This is a genomic window from Campylobacter concisus, assembly GCF_002913945.1.
GTDB lineage: Bacteria > Campylobacterota > Campylobacteria > Campylobacterales > Campylobacteraceae > Campylobacter_A > Campylobacter_A concisus_P.
The window spans coordinates 1-431 of the sequence record NZ_POZK01000032.1 but is presented as its reverse complement, the minus strand read 5'-3'; the positions used below and the strand labels follow the sequence as shown (position 1 = coordinate 431).

Sequence of the window (431 nt, the reverse complement as noted above, 5' to 3'; positions counted from 1 at the left end):
AGAAAACACTTGCTTGAGTATGATGACGTGGCAAATGAACAAAGAAAGACCATCTATAAATATCGCGATGAGCTACTTGATAAAAACTACGATATGAGTGAGAAGATAGCTCAAAATAGGGTTGAATACGCTACAAATTTACTTGATACGGCTGAAATTTTCCATGGCGGCTTGAAAGATGACTTTGATATTAAAAATTTATGCTCTATCATCCTTGCGGACTGTGGCGAAGAGATCGACGAGAGCGAGTTAAAAGGGCTAGAGTATAATGAGCTAGTAGAAAAAATAGCGCAAATTTTAGAGGTTAGATATAACGAAAAGATGAGCGTGCTAAACGAAGAGCAAAGAAAAGATATAGAGAAAATTTTATACCTTCAAGTGCTTGATAATGCGTGGAGAGAGCACCTTTATCAAATGGATATCCTAAAAAC

Annotated in this window: 1 pseudogene; it reads left to right on the top strand. The window is 36.4% G+C overall.

Annotated elements, in window-relative coordinates:
• Positions 1-431, top strand: a pseudogene (locus CYP64_RS07300) (preprotein translocase subunit SecA); the annotation flags it as partial.